At 69.6% G+C, this 20255-nt stretch carries 20 protein-coding genes; 2 read left to right on the top strand and 18 right to left on the bottom strand.

Features of this window, described 5'->3' with window-relative positions; genetic code table 11:
• Positions 1-32 precede the first annotated feature (32 nt).
• Positions 33-1439, bottom strand: coding sequence for an ATP-dependent RecD-like DNA helicase (locus IPV10_RS06655; protein ID WP_207481806.1), 1407 nt, complete (start codon positions 1437-1439; stop codon positions 33-35).
• A 114-nt stretch (positions 1440-1553) separates the two neighbouring features.
• Here IPV10_RS06655 and IPV10_RS06650 point away from each other — a divergent pair, with 114 nt between their 5' ends.
• Positions 1554-2624, top strand: a complete 1071-nt coding sequence (locus IPV10_RS06650; RefSeq protein WP_207481804.1) for a hypothetical protein — start codon at positions 1554-1556, stop codon at positions 2622-2624.
• A gap of 253 nt (positions 2625-2877) precedes the next feature.
• Here the strand turns inward: IPV10_RS06650 and IPV10_RS06645 are convergent, their stop codons facing one another.
• The 10 genes from IPV10_RS06645 to IPV10_RS06600 all read right to left on the bottom strand — a co-directional run bounded on the left by IPV10_RS06645 (position 2878) and on the right by IPV10_RS06600 (position 11073).
• On the bottom strand, positions 2878-4851 hold the full coding sequence (locus IPV10_RS06645; protein WP_207481892.1) for a cytochrome c oxidase assembly protein: 1974 nt from the start codon (positions 4849-4851) through the stop codon (positions 2878-2880).
• A 143-nt stretch (positions 4852-4994) separates the two neighbouring features.
• Positions 4995-5282, bottom strand: coding sequence for an HU family DNA-binding protein (locus IPV10_RS06640; RefSeq protein WP_045257248.1), 288 nt, complete (start codon positions 5280-5282; stop codon positions 4995-4997).
• A 309-nt stretch (positions 5283-5591) separates the two neighbouring features.
• On the bottom strand, positions 5592-5897 hold the full coding sequence (rpsN, locus tag IPV10_RS06635; protein ID WP_017829734.1) for a 30S ribosomal protein S14: 306 nt from the start codon (positions 5895-5897) through the stop codon (positions 5592-5594).
• Between the two features lie 3 nt (positions 5898-5900).
• A complete protein-coding gene (gene rpmG / locus IPV10_RS06630) occupies positions 5901-6071 on the bottom strand; it encodes a 50S ribosomal protein L33 (RefSeq protein WP_017203558.1) in 171 nt (56 codons plus the stop codon).
• Positions 6071-6307 carry a 50S ribosomal protein L28 gene (rpmB, locus tag IPV10_RS06625; RefSeq protein WP_017203559.1) on the bottom strand — a complete coding sequence of 79 codons (237 nt, stop codon included), beginning with the start codon at positions 6305-6307 and terminating at the stop codon, positions 6071-6073. The genes rpmG and rpmB overlap by 1 nt, the downstream gene beginning before the upstream one ends.
• Before the next feature lie 158 nt (positions 6308-6465).
• Complete coding sequence (locus tag IPV10_RS06620; protein ID WP_207481803.1) at positions 6466-7188, bottom strand: DNA-3-methyladenine glycosylase; 723 nt, start codon at positions 7186-7188, stop codon at positions 6466-6468.
• Between the two features lie 14 nt (positions 7189-7202).
• Positions 7203-8858, bottom strand: a complete 1656-nt coding sequence (locus IPV10_RS06615) for a hypothetical protein (RefSeq protein ID WP_242684708.1) — start codon at positions 8856-8858, stop codon at positions 7203-7205.
• A complete protein-coding gene (locus IPV10_RS06610) occupies positions 8848-9633 on the bottom strand; it encodes a TIGR03943 family protein (RefSeq protein WP_207481801.1) in 786 nt (261 codons plus the stop codon). The genes IPV10_RS06615 and IPV10_RS06610 overlap by 11 nt, the downstream gene beginning before the upstream one ends.
• A complete protein-coding gene (locus tag IPV10_RS06605; RefSeq protein WP_207481800.1) occupies positions 9626-10660 on the bottom strand; it encodes a permease in 1035 nt (344 codons plus the stop codon). Before IPV10_RS06605 ends, IPV10_RS06610 begins: the two co-directional genes overlap by 8 nt.
• Complete coding sequence (locus IPV10_RS06600) at positions 10657-11073, bottom strand: Fur family transcriptional regulator (RefSeq protein ID WP_207481799.1); 417 nt, start codon at positions 11071-11073, stop codon at positions 10657-10659. Before IPV10_RS06600 ends, IPV10_RS06605 begins: the two co-directional genes overlap by 4 nt.
• Before the next feature lie 154 nt (positions 11074-11227).
• Here IPV10_RS06600 and IPV10_RS06595 point away from each other — a divergent pair, with 154 nt between their 5' ends.
• Positions 11228-12514 (top strand): ATP-binding protein, encoded by a 1287-nt coding sequence (locus IPV10_RS06595; protein ID WP_207481798.1) that lies wholly within the window; start codon positions 11228-11230, stop codon positions 12512-12514.
• 102 nt (positions 12515-12616) lie between these two features.
• On the opposite strand, the gene IPV10_RS06590 is transcribed toward IPV10_RS06595, so the two are convergent.
• Genes IPV10_RS06590 through IPV10_RS06560 form a run of 7 tightly spaced genes read right to left on the bottom strand, consistent with a single transcriptional unit; the run spans position 12617 to position 20241 of the window.
• Positions 12617-13471: a metal ABC transporter permease gene (locus tag IPV10_RS06590; RefSeq protein WP_242684724.1), complete on the bottom strand. Its 855-nt coding sequence runs from the start codon at positions 13469-13471 to the stop codon at positions 12617-12619.
• Positions 13471-14334, bottom strand: a complete 864-nt coding sequence (locus IPV10_RS06585; protein WP_207481791.1) for a metal ABC transporter ATP-binding protein — start codon at positions 14332-14334, stop codon at positions 13471-13473. The genes IPV10_RS06590 and IPV10_RS06585 overlap by 1 nt, the downstream gene beginning before the upstream one ends.
• Positions 14331-15338 carry a metal ABC transporter solute-binding protein, Zn/Mn family gene (locus IPV10_RS06580; RefSeq protein ID WP_207481789.1) on the bottom strand — a complete coding sequence of 336 codons (1008 nt, stop codon included), beginning with the start codon at positions 15336-15338 and terminating at the stop codon, positions 14331-14333. The genes IPV10_RS06585 and IPV10_RS06580 overlap by 4 nt, the downstream gene beginning before the upstream one ends.
• A 57-nt stretch (positions 15339-15395) precedes the next feature.
• Positions 15396-17087, bottom strand: coding sequence for a glycoside hydrolase family 13 protein (locus tag IPV10_RS06575; protein ID WP_207481781.1), 1692 nt, complete (start codon positions 17085-17087; stop codon positions 15396-15398).
• A 60-nt stretch (positions 17088-17147) separates the two neighbouring features.
• Positions 17148-18026 (bottom strand): carbohydrate ABC transporter permease, encoded by an 879-nt coding sequence (locus IPV10_RS06570; RefSeq protein WP_207481773.1) that lies wholly within the window; start codon positions 18024-18026, stop codon positions 17148-17150.
• The gene (locus tag IPV10_RS06565) at positions 18026-18937 is read right to left on the bottom strand and encodes a carbohydrate ABC transporter permease (protein ID WP_207481771.1); all 912 of its coding nucleotides are present in this window, start codon (positions 18935-18937) and stop codon (positions 18026-18028) included. The genes IPV10_RS06570 and IPV10_RS06565 overlap by 1 nt, the downstream gene beginning before the upstream one ends.
• On the bottom strand, positions 18934-20241 hold the full coding sequence (locus IPV10_RS06560) for an ABC transporter substrate-binding protein (RefSeq protein WP_207481769.1): 1308 nt from the start codon (positions 20239-20241) through the stop codon (positions 18934-18936). Before IPV10_RS06560 ends, IPV10_RS06565 begins: the two co-directional genes overlap by 4 nt.
• Between the last annotated feature and the right edge of the window lie 14 nt (positions 20242-20255).

The raw sequence follows: 20255 nt of genomic DNA, 5'->3' as shown, positions 1-20255 counted from the left end.
CGTGAAGTCTCGCGGGCTGAAGCGGGTTGCGGTCAGGCGCCCGGAAGCTGGGGCGCGGATGCCGCGAGCCACGCGTCGCGCATGAACCGCCGCACGTCCTCGTCGACCCGGATGTCGCTCGGGCGCAGTGCACGCGACAGGTACAGGCCGTCGAGGGACGTCAGCCGCGAGAGGGCGACATACGTCTGACCAGGGGCGAAGGCGCCGGATCCGAGGTCGATGATCGCCCGGTCGTAGGTCTTGCCCTGCGACTTGTGGATCGTCACCGCCCAGGCGAGCCGCAGCGGGAACTGCGTGAACTCGGCGACCACGTCGCGCGTCAGCTTCTTCGTCGCGGGCTCGTACGAGTAACGGAACCTCTCCCAGACGGCCGGCTCGACGTCGACCTCCTCGCCGTCGATCTCGACGCGCACGGTCTCGCCGAGGATGCGCGTGACCGTGCCGATCGTGCCGTTGACCCAGCGCGGCGGCTCGCCCGACATCGACGTGTCGTTGCGCAGGAACATCACCTGCGCCCCGATCTTGAGCTTCAGCTCGGACTCCGCCGGCAGCGCCGCCTCGCCGCGGCCGAACTCTCCACTCACCTCGGCGCGGGCGGTCTGCTCCTTGCCCGGCAGGGCTGAAAGATGCCTGCTGTTGATGCTGTTCACGATGTCGTTGCGCGTCGCGAGGGTGATCATCGGCACCTCGCCGGGCTCCGGGTCGGGAGGGGTGCGCGCGCCCTGCCCGTTCAGGGCCCCCGCGATCTCGGCGGTCACCCGGCCGTAGCGCACCGCGTTCAGCATCGCCTTGAAACCGTCGTCCGACTGGCGGTGGATCTGCACGAGCTCGCGCACGTGCAGCTCGGCCTTGGTGTCGACCGCGAACAGGGCCTGCTGGTCCTGGGTCCCTGAGCCTGTCGAAGGGTCCGCCGTCTCCCCCGCCCAGACCTTGGCGTCGAAGAACCAGAACGAGCGATAGTGATCCTTCACGTAGCGCAGCTCGTCCCCGCGCGGCGGCACGGGAGCGAGCTGATACGGGTCGCCGAACATCACGATCTGCACGCCGCCGAACGGGATGCCGCGTTTGCCCCGCGCCTGCCGGAGTGAGCGGTCGATGGCATCCATCAGGTCGGCGTTCACCATCGAGATCTCGTCGATCACGAGCGTCTCGATGGCGTTCAGGATGCGGCGGGTGTTGTCGTTCTGGTCGATGTCCGAGCCGCCGATCAGGCCGATCGGCAGGCGGAACAGCGAGTGGATCGTCTGCCCCTCGACGTTGAGCGCCGCGACGCCGGTAGGGGCGCAGATCGCGATCTGCTTCTTGGTGTTCCACGCGAAGTGCTGCAGCAGCGTGGACTTTCCCGTGCCGGCGCGGCCGGTGATGAACACGTGCTCGCTGGTGTCCTCGATCAGGCGGAACAGCTCTTGCTGCTCGTCGGACAGGGCGGGAAGGGACACGGCTCACTCACGGGATGGCAGGCGGATGCACGGACGCTCCCCCATGCTACGTGCCGACCCGTCTCCCGGCGTCACGCTCGGCATCGTCCCAGGACGCCCTCCTAGACTGGCGCCATGCAGCAGCTGGAGACGAAGGCGCCCCGGCGCCCCCGCCTCGGTGCCGACCTCGCGATGCTCGCCGTCGTCGGCCTCCTGCTCGTCGCCGCCCTCGGGGCCGGCGCCACCTCGCTGTACCAGCAGTTCTACGGGCCTTCCGCCTTCGTCGTGCGGTATCTCGAGCTCCTCTCCGACGGCCAGGCCGCCGATGCCCTCCGCGTCCCCGGCGTCGCGATCGACAGGGCGACGCTCGAGGAGGCGGGTGTCGACGCCGCGGCATCCGAGGCCCTGCTGCGCCACGCCGCGCTCGCCCCGCTGACCGACATCGAGGTGGTGTCGGAGAAGTCCGTAGACGGCCGGACCGAGGTCACCGTCTCCTACAAGGCCGCGGACCATCCCGGCCGGACCACCTTCAGCGTCGCGCAGGACGGCTGGGTCGGCGTGATGCCGAACTGGCGCTTCACGACCAGCCCGCTCGCCGTCGTCGATCTCACCGTGCGCGGGGCGGACCAGTTCGCCGTGAACGGGTTCGAGATGGACCGTCGCCAGGTCTCCGAGGCGGGGATCGACGCCGCTCCTCTCGATCCGCTGCCGATGCTGGTGTTCACCCCCGGTCTGTACGCGGTCACCGTCGACACGCCGATCGCGTCGTCGACGGGCTTCGGCATCCTCGCCGACACGCCGCTCGCCACCACGCCGGTCGACGTCCAGGCGATGCCGACCGACGAGTTCGTCGCGGTCGTGCAGAAGCGGGTCGAGGAGTTCCTCTCGCAGTGCACCACTCAGGAGGTGCTGCAGCCGACCGCTTGTCCGTTCGGGCTCGAGGTCAGGAATCGCATCACCTCGCTGCCGCAGTGGTCGATCAGCACGCAGCCCGTCGTCACCGTGGTCCCCGACGGCGGCCACTGGCGGATCCCGCCGACGGATGCCGTGGCGCACGTCGACGTCGAGATCCAGTCGCTGTTCGACGGGAGCGTCGAGGACGTGTCCGAGGACGTGCCGTTCCAGGTCAACGGCACGATCGTGATCCTCCCCGACGGCTCCGCCTCGATCAGGGTCGGATCCCCCGGCGAGGTCTCCGAGGGCTGAGCCTACTCACCGCGACCCTGGTTGCCTCAGGGGCCCCAGATGTCCGCCCCACCGCTCCGGACCCGGCAAAGCGAGGTCCCTGGCTGGCCTCCACTCCCTGGAGGGATCGCCCTGCGACCCAGTGCCGTGCCTCAGGGACCCCAGATGGCCGCCCCACCGCTCCGGACGCGGCAAAGCGAGGTCCCCGGTGCGGCGGAGCGGCAGTCCCCAGGCTAGGGCTGAGGGCTGAGGGCCGAGGGCTGAGAACTGAGCCTCAGCGCGCCTCGCGCGCGGCCTGACGGCGGTCGCGCTCGGCGAGGGCGGCGAGCTGGGCGTTGTACTCCTCGAGCTCGGCGTCGCCGGTGCGATCGGCGTGCCGGTCGCGTCGCCGCTGCAGCCGGGTGTCGCTGCGGCTCCACTGGATCGCGACGGTGATCGCGAGGATCAGCGTGGGGATCTCCCCGATCGACCAGGCGATGCCGCCGCCGATGTACTGGTCGTCCATCGGCGCGGGACCCCAGTCGCGGCCCATCGACCCGAACCAGTCGGCGACCATGAGCCCCTCCTGCATCATGATCGCGATGCCGAAGAACGCGTGCATCGCCATCACCGCGATGAGCGTGATGAGGCGACCCGGGTACGGCAGCCGGTACGGCACGGGGTCTGCACCGATCAGGCTCATCACGAAGAGGTAGCCCGAGATCAGGAAGTGCGCGACCATCCACTCGTGACCGAGGTGCTCGTACATCGACCAGCGCACGAGATCCGTGAAGTAGAAGGCCCACAGCGACAGGATGAAGATCGCGGCGGCGACGAACGGATGCGTGACGACCTTCGCGACTGGCGAGTGCACGGCCCACATGATCCACTCGCGACCGCCGCGGGTGCCGTCGTCGCGCTTGTGGATGGCGCGCAGCGCCAGGGTGATCGGCGCACCGGACACCAGCAGCAGCGGGATCGCCATCGACAGCATCATGTGTCCGAGCATGTGCACGCTGAACAGGTACTCCTGGTACGCGTTGATCGGCCCGCCGGTCACCCACACCAGCATGAGCATCCCGAGCACCCAGAACACCGTGCGGTGGATCGGCCAGCGATCGCCCCGCCGCCGGAGCCGGCGCGCACCCGCGAGGTACAGGAAGAGCCCGAAGCCGGCGGTGACGAGCCAGAGCACGTCGATGTCCCACGCCGTGAACCAGCGTTCCAGGGTGAACTCGGGCGGCAGCGGGGAGCGGGTGAGGTTCTCGGCGGGCGTCCGCACGAACGCCGCCTCCTCGCCGGTGGGCGGGGGCGTGCGGGCGAGAGCCGCGGCGGCGCCGGAGGCGAGGCCCATCAGCGCCACCTCGCACAGGACCAGCATCCAGAACGAGCGGGCGGCGTGCTCACCTGTGAGCCGCGGGATGAGACGGATGCGGTACCAGGCGCCGAACAGGCCGAGTGCGCCCAGCAGCGCGACCTTCGCGAGCAGGATCAGGCCGTACGGGGTCAGCAGCTGCGACCAGTCGCCGAGGGCGACGACCGAGCGGGTGAGGCCGGAGACCGCGACCACGGCGAACGCGGCGATCGCGAGGCTCGAGTACCGGCCGACCAGACGCTCGACACCGACCTCGGCCTCACCGCGCAGCAGCACCACGAGAAGGAGGCCGCCGATCCAGACGGCCGCGCCGATCATGTGCAGCAGGATCGAGTTCACCGCGACGTTGTGGCCGGAGAGCTCCCCCGAATGCCCTTGCGTGGCGAGCGGGAGGAAGGATGCCGCGGCGATGAGCGCCGTGATCAGCGTCGTGGTCCACGAGCGCCATGCGAACGCGAGGACCGTGATCACGGAGCCGGTGATCGTCGTGATCAGCCAGGACTGGCCGAGGGACGTCTCCAGCAGGAACCGGCCGAGCTGCACGCCGAACTCCCGCTCGGCGCTGAGCTTCGGGTTGAACGCGGCCATGAAGGTCAGGAAGCCGCCGAAGCCGGCGGTCACGGTGAAGACCGCGGCGCCGACCGAGGAGACGGTCAGCGCGAAGTCGAACGAGCGCTCCTCGCTGCGCAGGGCGAACAGCGCGAGGACCAGCGAGCCGAGCATCGCCGCCGCCGCGAGGTTCATCACGAGCTTCGCGACCGGGAGCATCCAGCGCACGAATGGGCCGGGATCCTGCAGGAGCAGGGGCGCGGCGCCGCCGCCGAACATGAGCGCCACGATGACGGCCGCGAATCCGGCGGCGACGAGGATCCCGATGCCGGCGGCGCGGTACATCGGGCTCGGCGGAGCCGGAGCGGTGCGGGAACTCACCCCACCAGCCTATGCCGCGCATCCGCGTGGCCCGACCGGCATCCGGATGGGCCCTCGCGGACGCACGAAGGCCGCTCCCGACGAGCGGGAGCGGCCTTCGAAAGGGCTTACTTGACAGCAGCCTTGAGCTTGGAACCGGCGGTCACCTTGACGCGCTTGCCGGCCGGGATCTTGATCTCGGCGCCGGTCTGCGGGTTGCGGCCCGTACGAGCTGCGGTCGCGACCTGCTCGAACGAGATCCAGCCCGGGATCGAGACCTTGCTGCCCTTGGCGACGGCGTCGGAGACGGAGCCGAACAGTGCGTCGAGGACACCAGAGACGGTGGCCTGGCTCTGACCCGTGGCGGAAGCGATGCTCGCGACGAGCTCGGTCTTGGTGATGGACTTGTCAGCCATGTCATCCTCCAGCGACGAGGATCCCGTCGCATTGTCGTTTTGATCGGAGCGGATGCCCCCTGGTCGAGTGACCGCCTTGAATGTATCAACGACCGCCCACATTTCCGCGTCATTTCGCGGGTTTTGGGCTTTTCCATGGCGTGTCGCGTCACTTTGGTCACTCCAGTCACAGATTTCAGGGGTTTCAGAGTGCCCAGCGGACCGATTCCCCGGCCGATCCGCGTGATTCCGCGGGTACGCGAAAGGGGCGAGGATCCGAAGATCCCCGCCCCTTTCGGCCCCTTCGACAAGCTCAGGGACCGGAAATGCTTACCAGCTGGACTTGGTCACGCCGGGCAGCTCGCCACGGTGTGCCATGTCACGGAAGCGGACACGCGAGATGCCGAACTTCGTGAGGACACCGCGGGGGCGGCCGTCGATGACGTCGCGCGAACGCACGCGAGCCGGCGACGCGTTGCGCGGCAGCTTCTGCAGGCCGACGCGTGCGGCCTCGCGGGCCTCGTCGGTGGCGTTCGGGTCGACCAGGGTCTTCTTCAGCTCGGCGCGACGCTCTGCGTAACGCTCGACGATGACCTTGCGCTGCTCGTTGCGAGCGATCTTGCTCTTCTTAGCCATTGATCAACGCTCCTCTCGGAATTCGACGTGCTGACGGATGACCGGGTCGTACTTCTTCAGCACGAGGCGGTCGGGGGTGTTGCGGCGGTTCTTCTTCGTCACGTACGTGTAACCCGTACCTGCCGTCGAACGCAGCTTGATGATCGGACGTACGTCCTGAGCCTTCTTGGCCATTAGAGCTTCACACCCTTCGCCTGGAGGTCCTTGACCACGTTCTCGATGCCGCGGACGTCGATCACCTTGATGCCCTTGGCGGACACGTTGAGCGTGATCTTACGACCGAGCGACGGAACGAAATAGGTCTTCTTCTGCACGTTCGGGTCGAAGCGGCGCTTCGTCCGGCGGTGCGAGTGCGAGACGTTGTGACCGAAGCCGGGAACAGCTCCGGTCACCTGGCACACTGCTGCCATGATGGTGACTCCTTCTATACCGTGAGACCGGACGGTCTCACCCAAGATCCCTTGTCTGCGCGCCACCCGTCTCGCGGCCCTTCGACAAGCTCAGGGACCGATGAGGGAGGGGAAGCACACGAACTGCGCACAGGAGTGTGCGCAGACAAAGAGTCAGTCTAGCACGGCAGGAGGCCGACCCCCTCCGCCCCCAGCGCCGACTCGGCCTGAGCCCCTCGGCCCCAGCGGAACGCCGAGACGGTCGGGTCGCCCGCGATCCAGAACCGCCACGGGAAGGCATCCGTCCCGGCCAGGCCCGCGACGCCGACCCGCGGGCCGGTCGCGACCTCCGGCACCGGCTCCTCGCGCAGCCAGAGCCCGGCACGCGCACCGTGCCGCTCGGCGCCGCTGATCGCGTCGATGCCGTCGTGCAGCGGATGACGCAGCCCCGATGCCTGCCCGAATCTGCCCGGGCCCCTGGCCAGGTCTCGCAGCGCGATCCGCGTGAGCGGCAGCGCAGCGCCGCGGCGGGTGGCCGCGGCATCCGCCCCGAGCACGACCTCGCCGGCCCGCAGCAGCACACCGCCGGCCTGGCCGTCGGGCCCGCAGACGACGTTGACGCAGGAGTGGATGCCGTGGCTGAGGTACACGTACAGATGCCCCGGCTCGCCCCACATCGTGGCGTTCCGCGCCGTCCGCCCCATGCGCGCGTGCGACCCAGGGTCGGGCAGGATGCCGGTGCCGTGCCCGTGATAGGCCTCGACCTCGGTGAGGCGCAGACGCACCTCGGCTGGTCCGATGAACGTCCGCAGCTCCGCGCCGAGCAGGCGCGGCGCGACCTCGACGGGCAGCCCGCTGAGCTCCGCGCGCGTCGCGCGGCGCAGGGCATCCGTCACGGTCATCGCACGGCGCCTTCTCAGAACTTGGGCGCCGTGTCGCACCAGGACGCATCGAAGCCGGTGAGCGCCACGAGCTCCTTGCCCGTGTCGAGGTCGATGAGGTGCGTCTCGAGGTTCTGCGGCAGCGGCAGCAGCATCTGGTCGTACGGGTTGTCGGTGACCTTCGGTGCGATCACGACGGCGGCGTACTGACCGCTCGGCGATGCGCACGCCTGCAGGATCGAGTCGGCGGGACCGACCTCGACCAGCGGCGTCGCGGCTCCCGCGTCGTCGACCCGGACGATCGCCTGGCCGACCGGGACCTCGTTCTCGTCGCGCGCGACGACGTGTCGCAGCGTGCCTCCGGGGAACGGGGTGATCGTCGTCGCCCTGCCGTAGTCGGGGTCCGACGCCTCGAGGGGCTCCTCCGAGCCGTCCGCGAGGTTCAGCTGCACGATCGAGCCGTCGATGCGCTCGACGATCGCGGTATAGGTGCCGCGGCTGATGCCCTGGATGGTGCTGGCGAGGCCGAGCGACTGCACGCCGGCGTCTGTGGAGCGATCGACGAGCGAGAGCGCCCCGTCGAAGTCGATGAACAGCACGGCAGCGGTGTCCGGCACGAACTGCCACACGAAGATGTTGGCCTCCTTGCCGGCGACCTCGGTCACGACCGGCTCGTCGTCGCCGCTCAGCGACTGGGTGACCAGCACGCTGGCCCGGCCCTCGGTGTCGCTGAGCTCCTTGTCGGAGTAGCTGTAGCCGACGAACCCGCCGCGGTCTGACACCTGGATCGCACCGACGTAGCCCACGCCGGGGAGTGTGAGCTCGCGGGGATCGGAGCCGTCCTCGTCCATCACGAGCAGCGTGGAGCCCTCGTCCTCCTCGACCGACACCACGAGCTGGTTCGAGGTCGCGCGGAAGTCGTTGATCCGGTCGGCCGCGAACACGGGGACGCCTTCGCCCGACACGTCGGTGCGGAAGATCTTGTCGTCGCCGTCGACATCGCGACGCAGCAGGAAGAGAGTGGTTGCCGGGGTCGAGAAGCTCGTGGTCAGATCGGCCTTCGGCCCCCCGCCGGCACCGGCCGCGCCGGCGACCCGCACGGTGTACTTCGTCTCGTCATCGAGCGGGACGGTGAAGCGGATGCCGATGCCACGGCCCGAGGCGTCGATCGTGAACGGCACGGCGGGCTCGACCGTCACCTGGGACTCGTCGATCGCCGCCAGCGCCTGGTTGGCGGTGAGGATGACGCGGCTGCCGGACGACTCGATGGCCTGCGCGGGCGCGACCTGCACACCGGTGAGACGCGGCCCCTGGGTGAGGCTGACCGCGCCGAGCCCGGCGCCGACGAGCACCAGGATGCCGAGCACGGCACCGAGCGCGATGAGGAACCGGCGGTTCGCGGCGGGGTCCGGGGTCTTCGCAGCGGGGGCGGACTCCGCGGCAGGGGCTGGCTCCGAGGTCGCCGGGACCGGGACCGGGGCATCCAGGTCCGCCGGGGCCGGGTCCGCCGGAACCGGGGCCGCCGGGACCGGAACCGCGGCATCCGGGTCCGCCGGGGCCGACGCGGCCGCGGCATGCTCGGCTGCCTCGCGCTCGGCCGCGGCGCGCTCAGCCTCTTCTCGCGCGGCGCGCATCTCCGCGCGAGTACGCGGGACGGCAGGCACCTCAGGGCGCTCGTCGTCAGTACTCATACGGATCCTTCGGCTCCTCGATCGCCTCGACCGAGGTCGGGTCGACGTGCAGCGAGCCGTCGGCATCCGCCTTCACCGTTCCGGTGACCTCGACCCACTGGCCGGTCTCGAACTCGCCGGCGTCGATCGTCACCGGCACCGTCGCGGGCTGCGCGTCGATCACGCAGTGCGTGATGACCATGCGCGTGAGGTTCACGCCCTCGGCATCCGTCGGCGTCACGAAGCCGGTGAGCGTGACCGACTCGCCGTCGTACGCCGTGGTGTTCGTGGCGGTGGCGAACACGCTCGCCCACTCGCCGATGCCGAAGGTCGACGTGTCGGCGACGCCGAGCGTCACGTCATCCGCTCCGGAGAACAGCGCCGACTGCTCCCCCACCCGCGACATCGCGAGCTCGACGGAGAGGGAGGCGGGCGGCAGGAGGATCGCCGCGGCCACGACTCCCGACGCCACGATGCCGCCGGTCAGCGCGGCGGCGCCCGAGAGCGCACGGTGCGGTGATGGAGCCGCTTCCGCCTCATGCTCGTCGCCGTGCGAGTGCGAGTGATCGCCCTCCTCGCCTAGTGGCAGCGTGCACGACCAGATCGCTCCGGCGACAGTCACGACCGCGGCGGCGCAGGCGAACCACACCGATTCGGGGCTGATGTAGAGCGTGAGGCTTCCCGTGAAGGCGAGGCCGAGTGTGACGACGGCGATCACCGTGGCGAGACCGACGCCGAGCCAGCGGAACCCGAGGGCCCGTGCGCGCGGGGACGCCAGGACGGAGAGCTCAGACAAGGACGTTCACCCCGATCCCGATCGCGAAGGCGGCCGCGACGACGACGCCGACGATGCCGGCGAGCGTGCGGGTCGTGAAGGTCGTGCGCATCAGCGCGAGCATCTTGACGTCGACGAGCGGGCCGACGAGCAGGAACGCGACGAGCGCACCCGAAGAGAACGTCGACGCGAACGACAGCGCGAAGAACGCGTCGACGTTGGAGCAGATCGCGACGGTCATCGCGAGCGCCATCATCGCCACGATCGACAACACCGGGTTCGAGCCGATCGCGAGCAGCACGTCGCGCGGGATCAGCACCTGCACCGCTCCGGCGAGCGCGGATCCGATCACGAGGGCCGGCATCACCGCGCGCAGCTCGATCAGGAACTGGGTGAGGCTGCGCCGCACCGGCGTGCCCGGCTCGTGCGTCACGAGTTCGCAGGTGTCGACGAAGCGCTGCGTGAGCAGGGCGTCGGGAGAGGGATGCCGGCTGTAGATCCAGCCGATCAGGTTCGCGATCAGGTAGCCGCCGACGAGGCGGGCCACGAGGATGCCGCCGTCGAACCCGAACGCGGCATGCGTGGTCAGGATGACGATCGGGTTCACGATCGGCGCGGCGATCAGGAAGGTCAGCGCCTCGGCGGGCGCGAGGCCGCGCATCATGAGTCCGCGCGCGAACGGCACGTTGCCGCATTCGCAGACCGGCACCAGCATTCCCAGGAGCGACAGCACGGCACGGCGGGCCCACGCCCGCTTCGGCAGCCAGCGATGGATGACGTCGGCCGGGAGCCATACCTGCACCACGATCGACAGCAGCACGCCGAGGATCACGAACGGGAGCGCCTCGATGAGCACGCTGAGGGCGAGCGTGAGCCCGTCCTGCGCGCGGCTCGGCAGCGACGCGGTGAACAGGCCCGGCAGGAACCGGTCGATCAGGAACAGTGCCGCGATGAGGGCGACTCCGATGCCGACGCCGATCCACGGCGAGCGCGGGGAGCGCGTCGTCCGGTGCGCGGCGACGGTGCGCGGCGACGTGGACGTGCTCACCCGGTCGCTGCCTCTTCGGCGTCGCGCCTGTTCGTGCACGGGGTGCACAGGCCGAAGATGTCGACCACGTGCGCGGCATCCGTGAATCCGTGCAGCGCCGCCGTGCGGTGCGCCCACTGCTCGACGTCCTTGGCCTCGATCTCGACGGTCAGCCCGCAGGACCGGCAGATCAGGTGATGGTGGTGCGCCTGCGTGGTGCACGCCCGGTAGAGGGCCTCGCCCTCGGGGCTCTGCAGCGAATCGGCATCGCCGGATGCCGCGAGACCGGCGAGTGCGCGGTACACCGTGGCGAGGCCGATGCCGGTGTTGTCGTCGCGGAGGGTCGCGTGCAGGCTCTGTGCGCTGACGAATCCGCGCGCGTCGGCGAGCGCTTCGCGCACGCGCTCGCGCTGCCAGGTGTTCCGCTGAGCCATACCCAGAAGTCTAGGCGCCAGGGCTTGCCGGGGGCTGGGAGCCCCGCTTCCCACGAAGACGCCTCTCTCCGCGGCAGCGGCACATTACGCCGCCGGGTGGTCGCTGCGGACCGGCCGCCGGTATCGTTGCGGCATCCGAGACGAGGGAGTCCAGATGACCGGCTGGCGGCTGCGCGAGTTCCACAACGACGATCTGGGCGGCATCCTGCATCTCTGGGAGGAGCTCAAGCGCGCCGGCTCCGAGCCCGTGTACGACCTCAGCGAGGTCGTCGCCTCGTGCCAGAAGGACCACGCGATCGTGGCCGTGCACGGCGACGAGGTCATCGCGGCGGTCGTCGGGCGCCGTGCACACGACCAGGGCTGGGTGGTGTTCTTCGCGATCGACGACGCGTGGCGCGGCCGCGGCATCGGCTCGGCGCTGCTCGCCGCGCTGGAGAAGAGCATGCAGCCGTACGGGCTGACCAAGCTCTCCGCCCTGATGCCGGAGGAGGAGACCCGGCTCGCCGCCTTCGAAGCGCGCGGCTTCGAGCAGAAGCATCACCTGCGCTACTTCGAGCGCCGCATCCCGGTGCAGCGTCAGGAGCTCACCTCGCTCGCAGAGCTCGGCGGCCGTCTCATGCCGCAGGGCCTGTGGGAATCGGTCTCCGGCATGCGACGCGAGAAGGAGATCCTCGAGCAGCGTCTCGTCCTGCCCCTGGCCGAGCCCGACCTGGCCGACAGCTTCGGCGTGGTGCCGCCGCGCGCCGTCGTGCTGTTCGGCCCTCCCGGCACGGGCAAGACCACGTTCGCGAAGGCGATCGCCTCGCGGCTGGAGTGGTCGTTCGTCGAGGTGTTCCCGTCCCGGCTCGCGGCGGATCCGAAGGGGCTCGCCGGGGCGCTGCGCGAGACGTTCACGAAGATCTCCGAGCTCGAGCACGCGGTCGTCTTCATCGACGAGGTCGAGGAGATCGCGGCACAGCGATCGGGCGAGCCGCCCTCCCCGCTTCAGGGCGTGACGAACGAGCTGCTGAAGATCATCCCGGCGTTCCGTGAGCAGCCGGGGCGCCTGCTGGTCTGCGCCACGAACTTCATCCGCGCGCTCGACAGCGCGTTCCTCCGGCACGGCCGCTTCGACTACGTCATCCCGATCGGCCTTCCCGACCGGGCGGCGCGCGGCGCGATCTGGCTCCGGTACATCCCCGCGCCGGTGGCGGATGCCGTCGACATCGACATCCTCGTCGACCGCACCGAGGGATTCTCCCCCGCCGACATCGAGTTCGCCGCGCGCAGCGCCTCGCAGCGCGCGTTCGAGGTCGCGCATGCGGCCGGTCCCGTGGCGTCCGCCCCCGACGGGCCGAGCACGCGGGACTACCTCGAGGCGATCGCCGGCACCCGGACCACGGTGTCGGCCGAGACCGCTGCCGAGTTCCTGGAGGACATCGACGCGCTCGCGCGGGTGTGAGCCGTGCAGAACTCCTCAGAGACGCACGGAGTGGAATCCGACCGCCGCAGGATCACGCTCGAGCGCAGCCGCCTGGTCGGCGTTCCTGAGGAGTTGTGAACGTCAGGCGCGCCGCACGCGGCCGCGGGTCCAGCTGATCAGCCAGCACACGCCGTAGATCAGGAACGACAGCGTCGTGATGTAGGGGCTCACCGGCAGCGTGCCTGCGAGGGCGAGCAGGATGCCGCCGACGGCGGAGGTGAAGCCGAACAGCGCAGCGAGCAGCGGCACTGCCACGGGCCCCGCGGTGATGCGCATCGCGGCGGCGGCCGGCGTGACCAGCAGCGCCATCACGAGCAGCGCACCGATGATGTGCACGCTGACGGCGACGATGAGACCGAGCAGCACCATGAACAGCAGGCTCACGGCGCGGGTAGGCACGCCGCGCGCCGCGGCGGACTCGGGGTCGAGCGAGTCGAAGCGCAGCGGGTTCCACATCAGCAGCAGGCCGATCAGCACGACGATGCTGATGCCGAGCAGCCAGCCGAGGTCGGGGCTCGACACCGAGACGATCTGCCCCGTGAGCAGGCTGAAGCGGTTGGAGCTGCGTCCTTCGTAGAGGGAGAGGAACAGGATGCCGAGACCGAGGCCGAACGGCATCAGCACCCCGACGATCGAGTTGCGGTCGCGCGCCTTCGCGCCGAGGATCCCGATCAGGATCGCCGCGGCGAGCGCGCCGCCGAGGGAGCCCACGACCACGCTGCCGCCGAAGAGGAGGGCGGCGGCGGCACCGGCGAAGGACAGCTCGCTGACTCCGTGCACCGCGAAAGCGAGGTCGCGCTGCATGACGAACACGCCGATCAGCCCGCCGACGATGCCGAGCACGGCGCCGGCGACGATCGAGTTCGCGAGCAGAGCGACGAGCTCGCCGTAGTCCTGGAAGGAGAAGATGTCGCTCCAGTCGACCATCGGGAGCATCATGCGGTGCCTCCGTGGTCGTGCTCGTCGTCCTCGTGGATGTGGTGCGGCTCGGCATCCGGGACTCCGACGACCACCAGCCGGTCGCCCGCGCGGAGCACGAACACCGGAGTGCCGTACAGATCCGTCAGCACGCGGGTCTGCAGCACCTCGTCGGGGGTGCCGAGCAGGAAGCGCCCGCCGGCGATGTACAGGATGCGGTCGACCCGGCCGAGGATCGGGTTGATGTCGTGCGTCACGAACAGCACTGCGGCCTCGCGGTCGCGTCGCTGCCGGTCGATGATGTCGGTGATGGCGAGCTGGTTCGCGAGGTCGAGGTTCGACAGCGGCTCGTCGCACAGCAGCAGCGACGGCTCGTCGGCGAGCGCCTGCCCGACCCGGAGCCGCTGCTGCTCGCCGCCGGAGAGGAGTCCCACGCGGCGGTCGGCATAGTGCGCGGCGCCGACCGACTCGAGAAGTCCGTCGACCCTGGCGCGATCGCCGCGGTGCGGGATCGGGAGGCCGAAGCGGCTCCCCTGCACGCCCAGCGCGACGAGGTCCCGCGCCCGCATGCTGGTGTCGGGGGCGAGCGTGCGCTGCTGCGGGATGTACCCGATGCGCGGGTTTCCGCGGCGCACCGGCTCGCCGCCGACCCGGATGGTCCCGGCGGACAGCGGCTGCAGTCCCAGGATGCTGCGCAGCAGCGTGGTCTTGCCCGACCCTGACGGCCCCAGCACGGCGATGAACTCGCCGGCGTTCACGGTGAGATCGAGGCCGGACCACAGCTCACGGTCGCCGCGGTGCAGGGCCGCACCGCTCACCTCGAGGATGGGGCCGGCCGCTGCATCCGGTCGCTGGGCGCGGGCGTCGCCGCCCGCACTCACGGCTGGAGTGCGTCGGCGAGGCTCTTGATCGCGTCACGCATCCACTCAGCGTACGACGATCCGTCCTCCAGCAGCTCCGTGAATGCGACGATCGGGATGCCTGCTTCTTCCGCGGCGTCTTCGACGCGCTGCGTCTCGGCGCCGCCGGTCTGGGCGTTCGTGAGCACCGCGCGCACCTCGCCGGCGTCGATCACGTCGAGTGCGGCGAGCAGCGTGGCCGGCGCGACGTCGGTGCCCTCCTCGACGGCCTCGGCGAAGCCCTCGGGGGTGATGTCGGTGAGACCGGCCGCCGCGGCGATGTAGCCGGGCAGCGGCTCGGTGATGAAGACGCTGGCGCCGCCGGCATCCGCCTTGATGGTCTCGAGGTCGGCCTCGAAGCCCTCGAGGTCGGCGTTGATCTTCTCGGCAGCCGCGGTGAACTCGGCCTTGCCGTCGGGGTCGAGCTCGGACAGCTCCTCGGCGATCGCCTCCACGACGTGGACCATCGTGTGCGGGTCGAACCAGACGTGCTCGTTGAAGCCCTCGATGTGGTCGTGACCCTCGTGATCGTGACCCTCGTGGCCTTCGGCCTCCTCATCGGCGTGCTCGTCCTCGGCGTGCTCCTCCTCGGAGTGCGCCTCCTCCTCGTGGCCCTCGTTGCCGGGGAACTCGTGCGAGTACTCCACCGCCGTGACCACCGCGGGGCCCTCTGCCTCCTCGAGGAGGTCGTCGATGAACCCGTCGTAGCCGCCGCCGTTCTCGATCACGAGATCGGCCTTCTGCACGGCCAGCCGGTCGCGGGCGCTCGCCTCGTAGGAGTGCGGATCCTGCGTCGCCGAGGTGATGATCGAGGTGACGTCCACCCGGTCGCCGCCGATCTGCGCCGCGAGCGAGCCGTACACGTTGGTCGAGGCGACGACCTCGATCGTGTCGCCCGAGCCCTCGGCCGCCGGTGTGCCCGAGCATCCGGCGAGGACGAGAGCGGCGGCGGAGGCGAGTGCGAAGGCGACGACGGGCTTGTTCATGCTCCCACTCTAAACGCTAATGAGAACCATTATCAAACTGACGTCGCCGCCGCACGCTCACCGACCGGGGTTCAGTCCCTCCGGTGCGATCCAGGCCGTCGCCTCGCCCGGCAGCAGTCCGCCCTCGACCTCGACGTTCGCGAGCGCGACGTGCTCGGCATCCGCCCCGAGGTCGAACGGCACGACGCCGAAGTTCGTCACGATCTGCCAGCCGTTCGGGCGGACGAAGCGCAGCACGTCGTCGCTCCCGGTGTCGACCCATTCCAGGCTCTCGCCGGCCTGAAGCAGGTGCCGCAGCCGCAGCGCCTCCCGATACAGGGAGAGCGTCGACGACGGATCGGCCGCCTCGGCATCCACCGCGTACTCCGCGAACCAGGCCGGCTGGGGCAGGTGAGCAGCGCCTGACCCGAACCCGAATGACGCGCCCGACGCCGTCCACGGCAGCGGCACGCGGCATCCGTCCCTGCCGAGCCCGTCGAACTCGCCGCCGCGGAAGAAGGCGGGATCCTGACGCTGCTCCGGCGCGATCTCGGCGACCTCGTGCAGCCCGAGCTCCTCGCCCTGATAGAGGTAGGTGCTGCCCGGGAGGCCGAGCAGCATCAGCGTCGCCGCGTGCGCCCTGCGGCGCCCGCCGTCGCGGTCGAGCCGGCTCTCGGGTCCGCCGGCGGCGACCCATTCGGTGCCCTGCTTGACCGGACGCCCGTTCAGCGCCGGCAGCCCGTAGCGGGTCGCGTGCCTGGTGACGTCGTGGTTGGAGAGCACCCAGGTCGTCGACGAGCCGCTCATCTTCGACTGCGCCAGGTTCTCGGCGATGATCGACCGGAACTGCGCGGCGTCGAAGTCGGCCACGAGCAGGTCGAAGTTGAACGCCTGGCCGAGCCCCTCTGCCGACGCGTATCTGGCCCGCCGCTCGGGCGTCGAGACCCAGGCCTCGGCCACGGCGGTGCGGGGCGGGTCGTACTCGTCGAACACGCGCCGCCACTCGGCGTAGATCTCGTGCACGTCGTCGCGGTCGATCAGCGGATGCTTGCCGTCCTGCGGGATGAGCTCGAGCTCGGCGCGCGACGGCAGCGGCTCGGTGAGGTCCTTCGTCAGCATGTGCGCGACGTCGATGCGGAACCCGTCGACCCCGCGGTCGGACCAGAAGCGCAGGGTCTTCAGGAAGTCCTCGCGGACCTCGCGGCTGTCCCAGTTCAGGTCGGGCTGCTCTGTGGCGAAGTTGTGGAAGTACCACTGGCCGTCCTCGACGCGCTCCCAGGCGGGGCCGCCGAACACCGACACCCAGTCCGTCGGCGGCAGCTCGCCGTTCTCGCCCCGGCCCTCGCGGAAGATGTAGCGCTCGCGCGCCGCCGAACCGCGTCCGGCGTCGAGCGCCTCCTGGAACCATTCGTGCAGGTCCGAGGTGTGGTTGGGGACGATGTCGACCACGACGCGGATGCCGCGGGCGTGCAGCGCCCGGACCATGGCGTCGAAGTCCTCCAGCGTTCCCAGCCGCGGGTCGACGTTCCGGTAGTCGGCGACGTCGTACCCGCCGTCGGCGAGCGCCGACGGGTAGAACGGGCTGAGCCAGACCGCGTCGATGCCGAGGTCTCGGAGGTAGTCGACACGGGAGAGGATGCCGGGGATGTCGCCGATCCCGTCTCCGTTCGCATCGGCGAAGCTCCGCGGGTAGATCTGGTAGACGGCGGCCTGACGCCACCATGCGGCGGCGGCGGCCTTGCGGGTCTCGACGAGTAGCGCGTCGGTCATGAGGGGTGGTGCTCCTTCTTGTGTGTGGTTACGAGTGTGCCCTGTTCGCGGCGGATCGGCTCAGCCCTTGACAGCGCCCTGCGTGACGCCCTCCATGACCCAGCGCTGCGTGAACAGGTAGGCCACGATGGCGGGGGCCATCGCCATCAGGTACGAGGCGAAGGACACGTGGTAGTTGTTGCTGAACTGCGTCTGGAACAGGTTCTGCCGCACCGGCAAGGTCTGCAGCGCCGGGTCGGAGATGATCAGCGAGGGCATCATGAAGTCGTTCCAGGCGTAGAGGAACGCGAAGATGCCGACTGTCGCGCTCATCGGCGCGAGCAGGGGGAAGATCAGCTTCCAGAACGTCTGCCACGTCGTCGCCCCGTCCATGCGCGCGCTCTCCTCCAGCTCCAGCGGGATCGACCGCAGGAACGCCGTGAACAGCAGCACGCTGAAGCTGAGCTGGAACATCGTGGCGAGGATGATGACGCCGAACGGGTTGTCCAGCCCGACCCTTCCGGTGAGCTGGATCTGCGGCAGCGCGACCACGGGGAACGGGATGAACATCGCCGCGAGCAGGTAGAAGAACGACCAGCGGAAAAGCCGCCGATCCCAGTTGCGGACGATCGCGTAGGAGGCGAAGGCCGCGAGCACGATCGTGGCGATCACGGTGCCGGCGGTGACCAGCAGCGAGATCCCGGCGCCGACGGGGAACTTTGTGAGGTTCCACGCGGCGACGAACCCCTCGATGCTGAACGGGGCCGGCAACGAGAAGGCGTTGCCGTCGACGGCCTGGCCCTGCGTCTTGAAGGCCATCGAGATCGTGACGTACAGCGGCAGCAGCACGGTGACGGCGCACAGGATCAGGATGATCGTGCCTGACCAGTTCACACGCTCCATCCTGATGCGGGGCCTGCGGCCGGAGGCGGTGACGGTGGTGAGGGTCTGCGTGGACATCAGAGTGCGTTCCTTCCGCGGGTCAGCGAGAGCTGCAGGACGGAGATGAGGACGGCGACGATGAAGAAGATCGTCGCGTTGGCCATCTGGTAGGCGTAGTCGCCGCCGTTGAAGCCCGCGATGACCGTCATCGCGATGCTGCGGGTGGAGGTGCCGGGGCCGCCGCCAGTGAGGCCGACGATGATGTCGTAGGCACCCAGGAAGCCCTTGAACCCGAGGATGACGTTGATCACGACGTACCCGGCCACGAGCGGCAGGGTGATGCGGGTGAGCTGCTGCACCTTGCTCGCGCCGTCGATGTCGGCGGCCTCGTAGACCTCACCGGGAACGGAGAGGAGGCCGGCGATGTAGATGAGCAGCGTGCCCGGCACCGCCTGCCACGCAGTCACGATCACGATCGCGACCCAGGCGAGGTCGGGGTTCGCCAGCAGGCTGGTCTCCAGCCACGGGATGCCGCTGCCCGCCGCCGCCGCGGGGAGCGAGTTCGAGAACAGGAAGTTGAAGACGTACGCGATGATGATGCCCGAGATCACCATCGGGATCACGAAGATCGTCCGCAGGCCCGTCTTGAAGCGGATGCGGGAGGTCAGGCCGACTGCGAGCAGGAACGCCACGACGTTGACGACGAGCACCGTGGCGATCGAGAAGCCGAACGTGAACAGGTAGCTCTGCAGGACTGCCGGATCGCTGAAGAGGGCGATGTAGTTGGTGAGCCCGTTGAAGCTCCACTCGCCGATGCCGATCGAGTCGGTGAAGCTGAAGAAGATGCCGATCACGCCGGGGAGGGTGATCGCGAGCGTGAACAGCGCCAGGCTCGGCAGCAGGAACAGGTAGTAGATCGGCTCGATGCGCTTCGCGCTGCGGCGGGCCGTGCGATCGCCACGGGTGACGATGGTCGTCGTGGTGCTCATTCTCCGGACTCCTCTGCCGTCGTCGTGGGCACGGGAGCACGGAACGCGAGTCGCGCCCAGTCCGCGTCCATGGTGCGCAGCATCGTCGTGGGGTTCGATCCCAGCACGATCGCCTGCGCGTAGTTGAAGACCGGGATGGTCTTGGGAACGAGCACGGACGGCCCCTGGTACACCTGACCGGCGTCGTAGTACTCGATCATCCCCTCGATCCGCGGATCGTCGGGGGCGGCGGCATCCGTCGTCGGGGTGAAGCCGAGCTGGGACGCGTTGTACGCCTCGACGTTCTCGGGCAGGTACAGGAACTCGAGGAAGTCGCGGGCGGCCTCCTGGTGCCGGGAGCCCTCGGGGATCATGGCGGCGAGGTCCATGTTGACCCGAACGGCGAGATCGTCCGGGTCGTCGGTCATCGGCAGCGGGAAGGTGCCGAGCTCGAGGTCGGGTGCAGTCTTGGCGATCTCGCTGAAGGCCCAGGGGCCCTGCAGGTACATCGCGGCCTCGCCCTTCGAGAAGGCGAGGTTGCCGTCGCCGTAGCCCCTGCTCGGCGCATCCTCGTTGACGTAGGTCTCGGTGAGCTCGAGCATCCGCTCCACCGGGTCTGCGAAGTCCTTCTCGAAGGAGGCGGGGGAATCGGGGCCGACGTCGGCGCCCTCCGCCGCCAGCTCGTCGTAGAAGTCGACGACGTCGAGCGAGCCGCCGACCGCGTAGTCGTACCAGCCCTGCCCGATCGTCCAGTCGTCCTTGAACGTGGCGTAGAAGGGGGTGACGCCCGCGGCCTGGAGCTGGTCGCAGACGGCGATGAGCTCGTCCCAGGTGGTCGGGACCTCGAGCCCCTGCGCCTCGAAGATCTCCTTGTTGTAGATCACCGACGAGGCCATCACCGAGTACGGCAGTGCGCTGGTGCGCCCCTCGCAGGAGCCGTACTGGTCCATCAGCGGCTGCAGATCCTCACGGACGGATGCCGCGGCATCCGTCCCCTCGAGGTCGCTGAGCGTGCACCGCTGCACGAACCGGGCGACCTCCATGTTGTAGTTGGCGAGCATGATGTCGGGCGGGTTGCCGCGGACGAAGCTCGCCGAGACCACGTCGACGCCCGAGGTGTCGATCTCGACGTGCACGTCGTCCTGCGAGGCGTTGTACTGGGCGACCAGCTCGGTCATGAACCCGATCGCCTCCCTCTTGCTGAACGTGAAGCGGATCGTCTCCGCCGCGCCGGCGCTCGAGCAGCCGGCGAGAGCCGTCCCGAAGAGCGTGAGCGCGGCGGCCCCGGCGGCCAGCCGGATCGCACGTATGGATTTCACAGACACCGTCGTCCTTCCGA

Origin of the sequence: Microbacterium sp. SD291, assembly GCF_017355365.1 — a bacterium.
GTDB lineage: Bacteria > Actinomycetota > Actinomycetes > Actinomycetales > Microbacteriaceae > Microbacterium.
The sequence above is the reverse complement of the archived record's forward strand: the minus strand, read 5'-3'. Positions and strand labels throughout refer to the sequence as shown.